General features: G+C 66.1%; 7 protein-coding genes. 3 read left to right on the forward strand and 4 right to left on the reverse strand.

Features of this window, described 5'->3' with window-relative positions; all coding sequences use genetic code 11:
• The 3 genes from JOZ00_RS20445 to JOZ00_RS20455 form a co-directional block, all read right to left on the reverse strand.
• The coding region (locus JOZ00_RS20445; protein WP_293347151.1) for an SDR family NAD(P)-dependent oxidoreductase at positions 1–726 on the reverse strand (726 nt) is incomplete at its 3' end.
• Positions 727–1,131 (reverse strand): nuclear transport factor 2 family protein, encoded by a 405-nt coding sequence (locus JOZ00_RS20450; RefSeq protein ID WP_293347154.1) that lies wholly within the window; start codon positions 1,129–1,131, stop codon positions 727–729. It lies immediately after the preceding gene.
• Positions 1,131–2,180 (reverse strand): zinc-binding dehydrogenase, encoded by a 1,050-nt coding sequence (locus JOZ00_RS20455; protein ID WP_366022373.1) that lies wholly within the window; start codon positions 2,178–2,180, stop codon positions 1,131–1,133. The genes JOZ00_RS20450 and JOZ00_RS20455 overlap by 1 nt, the downstream gene beginning before the upstream one ends.
• A 124-nt stretch (positions 2,181–2,304) precedes the next feature.
• Between JOZ00_RS20455 and JOZ00_RS20460 the strand changes: the two genes are divergently transcribed.
• Positions 2,305–3,159 carry a helix-turn-helix domain-containing protein gene (locus tag JOZ00_RS20460; protein ID WP_293347160.1) on the forward strand — a complete coding sequence of 285 codons (855 nt, stop codon included), beginning with the start codon at positions 2,305–2,307 and terminating at the stop codon, positions 3,157–3,159.
• Here JOZ00_RS20460 and JOZ00_RS20465 read toward each other — a convergent pair.
• The gene (locus JOZ00_RS20465; protein ID WP_293347163.1) at positions 3,156–3,707 is read right to left on the reverse strand and encodes a 4-carboxymuconolactone decarboxylase; all 552 of its coding nucleotides are present in this window, start codon (positions 3,705–3,707) and stop codon (positions 3,156–3,158) included. The two genes, JOZ00_RS20460 and JOZ00_RS20465, sit on opposite strands and share 4 nt — an antisense overlap.
• 131 nt (positions 3,708–3,838) lie before the next feature.
• On the opposite strand from JOZ00_RS20465, the gene JOZ00_RS20470 reads away from it, so the two are divergent.
• Both JOZ00_RS20470 and JOZ00_RS20475 read left to right on the forward strand, forming a co-directional pair.
• Positions 3,839–4,795 (forward strand): LysR family transcriptional regulator, encoded by a 957-nt coding sequence (locus JOZ00_RS20470; protein ID WP_293347166.1) that lies wholly within the window; start codon positions 3,839–3,841, stop codon positions 4,793–4,795.
• A gap of 112 nt (positions 4,796–4,907) precedes the next feature.
• On the forward strand, positions 4,908–5,175 hold a 268-nt coding region (locus JOZ00_RS20475), incomplete at its 3' end, for an MmgE/PrpD family protein (protein ID WP_366022374.1).

Genomic DNA, 5,175 nt, shown 5'->3' on the forward strand with positions numbered 1-5,175 from the left:
ACGCATGGTGTCGCCCACCATCAACGTCGGGCCGTTGGCGAGGTTCTCGAACGCCTCGGCGATGACATCGGACACGGCCGCCGCGTCCGACGGCACCTCGTCGGGGGAGGCGAGCAGGCCGCGGCTATATTCGATTTCTCGCAACGCCGGTGTATCCGTCTTGCCCAGTATGAGGCCCAGGACGTCGACGCCCTTGTCGTGCAGTTCGGCCCACAAGGCCTCGGCGAAGACCATGTCGAACGCCTTGGAGGCGCCGTAGGCAACCATGTTGGGGCCGCCGGCCAGCCCGGCACCCGACCCGAAGAGGACGATTCCGCCGCTGCCCCGCTGGACCATGGCGGCAGCGAAGTGGTGGCACAGCTGCATGGGCACCATGCAATTGCGTTGCACCATCGCTTCGGCGGCCTCGATCGGATTGGCAAGGAACGGTTTGAAATCCGGGTCGGCGCCCGCGCAGTACACGAGCATTCCGATCTCCAGGTCGCTGGTGGCGGCCGAAATCGCTGAGGCCGCACCGGGTTGCGCGAGATCGGCAACGACGGTGCGGGTGGACACCGACGTCTGTGACTCGATCTCGGCGGCAACCCGCTCGAGCACGGCCTGCCGACGGGCCAGCAGCACGACGTTGACGCCGCGCTCGGCGATTGCTCTGGCGAATGCGGCCCCCACACCGTCCGAGGCGCCGGCGACGAGCGCCCAGGGTCCGTACTTCGTCGCGAATGTCATCTAGGAACTCCCCACCGTGACCAGGCGCACCTGAGTGTAGCGACGGCGCGCGATGCGCCACCCACCGTCGCTGCGTACCAGCTCGTCGTCGTAGAAGCCGACCGCGTTGACCCCGGAGTTGTTGTCCGCGAACATGATCAGCCCGTCGATGTAGGTGCGCGCCGTGGCTTTGTCGCCGTCGACCGTGATCGCCTGGTTGGTCAAGCGGTGCAGCGTGTGTCCCGCCATGGCGTGCGCCTGCTCCATGAATTCGGTGACGGCGTCCACGCCCTTCCAGGTACCGATCTCGCCGTAGTCGAGTTCGCAGTCGTCGGTGAACGCCGTCCGGAACAGCGGCCAGTCCCGCCGGTCGATCCCGGTGGCGTAGCGAACCAGCACATCGGAGATGTCCTGCCGGTCTGTCATCAGAGGTCTCCGTTCGGGTGGACCACCACGCGCGGCGGGCCGTCGGACTTACGGGCCTGTTCGAGCGCGTCGGGAACGTCCTCGAGGCCGATGACCTTGCCCACGCTGGGCAGCGGGTCCAGCCGACCCGACGCGATCGCTTCGAGTGTGCCGTACCAGTCCTGCGGGTGTGGCCCACCGCCGAATTGGATGGTGACGCCCTGGCGGGTGGCGGTGGTGATGTCGAGCGTGTCACCCGTGTACCAGCCGCCCGCACAGTAGATCCGGGTGGCCATCTCGGCGGATTCGACCAGCCGCTGGATCAGACCGGACGCGCCGACACACTCGAAAACGACTGCCGGGCCGGGCAATCCGCGTTGCGCGCGAACGTCGTTGAACGCGTCGAACGGCGACTGCTCGGCGGGGTCGACCACGACATGCGCCCCGAAGCGGTCACGGGCCAATGCGCGGCGATCGGACTTGAAGTCGGCGACCACGATCGGCTCGATGCCGCGGCTGGCCAAGGCGGCGACGGCCGAAAGCCCGATGGCTCCCGCGCCGATGACGACGGCCACCTCACCCGGCTGCAGATGTGCCGACCGCACATAGAACTCGCCGACGGCGAACGCGTCGGTGAGCGCGACGGCGTCGCTGGAGACGTCACCCGAGACCGGTTTGGCCGCCACCTCCGAAACCACCAGCAGCTCACCGAAACTGCCCTGAGCCTCGGGATGCTGACCGATGATGCGCATTCCGCCTGCCCCGCCGTCGACCAAGCGGACCGGCATGGCCGTCACGCGCGCGCCGATCGCGAATTGACCGGTGCAGCCGGGGCCATGCCCGACGACTTCGCCGACGAATTCGTGCCCGAGCACGATGTCGCGGTCCGTGTCGTAGAGCGACCGACCGGTGGGATCGTCGATCGCGAGCTCGGGGTGATCCATGAAGTGCACGTCCGATGCGCAGATCGCGGTGCTCAGCGTGCGCAATAACAACTCACCTTGGCCGGGCTCGGGGTCCGCCGTCTCGCGGACCTGCAACCGCCCATCCCTCAATACGACTGCGCGCAACGCGTTTACCCCATTACATTTCTCGAATAATCGATATACGATCTCGAATGTTCGTATTACTGTAAAAATCCTCGCCTGAAGGAGTCAAGACATTCGAGGATCGACGTCGGCGCCGACCGCCCGGGTGCTCGATGTTGTCGAGCTGCTGGCACGGTCCGGAAATGCGCGACTACGGTTCTCCGATGTTGTGCGCGAACTCGATCTGACGCAGGCGACCGCGCACGCGATCCTCAAGACGTTGTGTGACCGTGGCTGGGCGAGCCGCGATCCGGTCACGAAGACTTTCACGCTCGGGCCGGCGCTGGCGGTGGTGGCGGCGCGGACCGACACCAACCGGCCCTTGGCACATGCGGCTCGTTCGGCGGCGTTGCGACTCTCCGGCGAGGTCGGCTACGCCTGCTCGGTGGTCGAGCGATTCGGTGATTCATTGGTGGTCACCGCCTTTGAGGGGGAAACGGCCACACAGCCGTCGGGAATACCGGGTGATCGCATCCCCTATGCGCCGCCGTTCGGCGTAGCACTCGCGGCGTGGGACGACGACGAGGAGCAACGCGCGTGGATCCGTCGCGGCGCCGGGAACAACGCCGACCGTGCGAAGCGCCTGCAACAGGTGTTGGAGCACACGCGCGAACGCGGATTCGACGTCGACTGGACGACGCCCGCGCTGGCGCAGGCGGTGCAGGTGGTCGGCACGTTGGACAGCAACGAGATGCCGACCCCGGTGCGCCACATCATGGATCAGTTGCTCGTCGAGTTCACCACCATCGGCTTTCTCTCCGATGACAACCCCGGGCGGCGGAAACAACCCGTAGTCACCATTGCCGCACCGGTTTTCGATGACCGGCGACGTGTGGCATTGATGTTGGCCGTGCACCCGCTGTGCCCGCTGAGCGCGCGCCAGATCCGGCTGGTCGGGAAACACCTGATCGACCAAACGACGGTAATCAGCGAATCGCAGCCACACCCGAGGGCGGTCTAACCGACGTCGAATGCGTTGAGTGTCACGGCAACCATGGAAAAGCAGCCCACCAGAAAAACGATCTCGGCAGTACCTTGTTCGCCGAATCGTCGCACGGCGGCCTGATAGGTGGTCTCGGGAAGGACGCCGCCACGATTGAGCGCCGCTGCCATGTCGTAGGCGGCGCATTCGTCGTCGGTCAGGTCGGCGGGGCGTTCGCCGGCGGCGATGGTGGCGACCTTCTCTTCCGACAGACCGGCGAGCCGCGCGAAATACTCGTGGCCGTAGATCTCGTAGCGCGCCCCGAACTTCGCGGCGGTAACCAAGATGACCAGCTGATGAACGGCGCCGGGCAGTAGCGCGTGTTCCCACAGCGATCTGTTGAATGCCCAAGCGGGTGAGCCGAATTGGGGAAAATGTAGCCAACCGTTGAACGGACCGACCAAGGCGCCGTCGTTGCGGTATGCGACGAGTTCGCCGAATTGGCTGTCGATTACGGCCCGCATGTCGGCGTACAACGCTTGCTGTGCGGTGGTCAAACTGGCTGGTGGCAGCAGCGGAAGTCGCATCGATTCTCTCCTCGTGCGATCGCGATGGTTTAGTCCAGCCAATCCCCCTGGAGGTTGCTCGTCCACGACCAACGTCTGACCACTTGTAAGTCACACTTCCTACCGCAGGTAGGGCACCCTAGGCTCGGCACATGGAGCTGCGTCAGTTGCGCTACTTTGTGGCCGTCGCAGAGGAGTTGCACTTCGGCCGCGCCGCGCAGCGCGTGCATATCTCCGGGCCCGCCTTGTCGCAGCAGATCATTGCGCTGGAGCGCGAACTGGGCGCCGACCTGTTCGTGCGGGACCGCCGCAGCGTCCGGTTGAGCGAAGCCGGACGCACGTTACTCCCGGACGCCCGCAGCATGCTGTCCCTGGCCGACGACGCCAAACACCGGCTCCAACGGGCCGCCGCCCGTAGCGCGCCGGTGCGGCTGGGTTACGTCAGCTGGTTGCCCGATGACATCGGCGCCGTGGTCGGGATCGCGGCGGCGTTGCGTCTCGACGAATGGGTGTTGCCCTCACACGTGCAGGCGGACCGGGTGGCCGAGGGAACGCTGGACCTCGCACTGGCTTGGACCACCGCCGAGCAGGTCAAACAGCGCGGATTGACGGCGCACTTACTGCGCGTCGAGCCGTTGCACGCGGTCCTTCCCGCAGTGGGCTCATCCGAACCCATTGCCGCGCAACGTCTCAAGGTCCTCATCGATGCGGATGAATCGGCGTGGTCGTCGTGGAACCGATTCGCCGAGGAGTTCGCCGCCCATACCGGCGCCGGCGTCGTCGACATCGACGACGGTGGGATCACGGGTGACGCGTTTTACGCTCACGTGCGCAAGGTAGGAAGCGCCGTGCTCGCTTCACCGAAACGCCACACCGCGGTGCTGCCTCCCAGTTTGGGCCAGCGTCCAGTCGCCGAGCCGGTACCGCTGTGGACGTGGTCGTTGTTGCATCGCGACGACGACGAGCGGGTCGGTGTCCGCGGTGTCGTCGACGCATTGCTGGCGGCCGCGCGCGGTCGCGATTGGCTGACCGCACCGGCCGGGCGGTGGTGGACTCCGTCGGACGACCCACATCGCGAGGCCCTCGCCACCGGGTTTGGCCTGCGGTAGGAACCGTTTTCGAGCACTGGTAAGAGATGGGTCCTGGACGGCGACCGCTCGGCGCGCTTGTGTGGTGGGTACGACGCGCGGAGGGCGAAAAGGCATGGCAGACAAGTACGTTGTGGACGATCTCGCCGACTTCGTCGTCGGCGCCGAACAGTCGGACCTGAGCGGGCGGCCGCGGGCATTGCTGAAACGCAACGTGCTGTACAGCATCGCCTGCGCCGTCGGGTCTTTGGACGGCGAACTCGTCACGACGATACGTGCGCAGGCGGACCAATTCAGCGGCGTCCCGACGGCTACCCTGGTCGGCGGCGGGCGCGCGTCGGTGGATCAGGCCGCTTTTTTCAACACGGTGCTGGTGCGCTATCCCGATCTGCTCGACACCT

This window comes from Mycobacterium sp. (assembly GCF_019243155.1).
GTDB lineage: Bacteria > Actinomycetota > Actinomycetes > Mycobacteriales > Mycobacteriaceae > Mycobacterium.

Excerpts from the sequence above, each read along its gene's own strand:
- JOZ00_RS20450 (WP_293347154.1), bottom strand. The coding sequence starts at position 1,131 with ATGACAGACCGGCAGGACATCTCCGATGTGCTGGTTCGCTACGCCACC.
- JOZ00_RS20465 (WP_293347163.1), bottom strand. The coding sequence starts at position 3,707 with ATGCGACTTCCGCTGCTGCCACCAGCCAGTTTGACCACCGCACAGCAA.
- JOZ00_RS20470 (WP_293347166.1), top strand. The coding sequence starts at position 3,839 with ATGGAGCTGCGTCAGTTGCGCTACTTTGTGGCCGTCGCAGAGGAGTTG.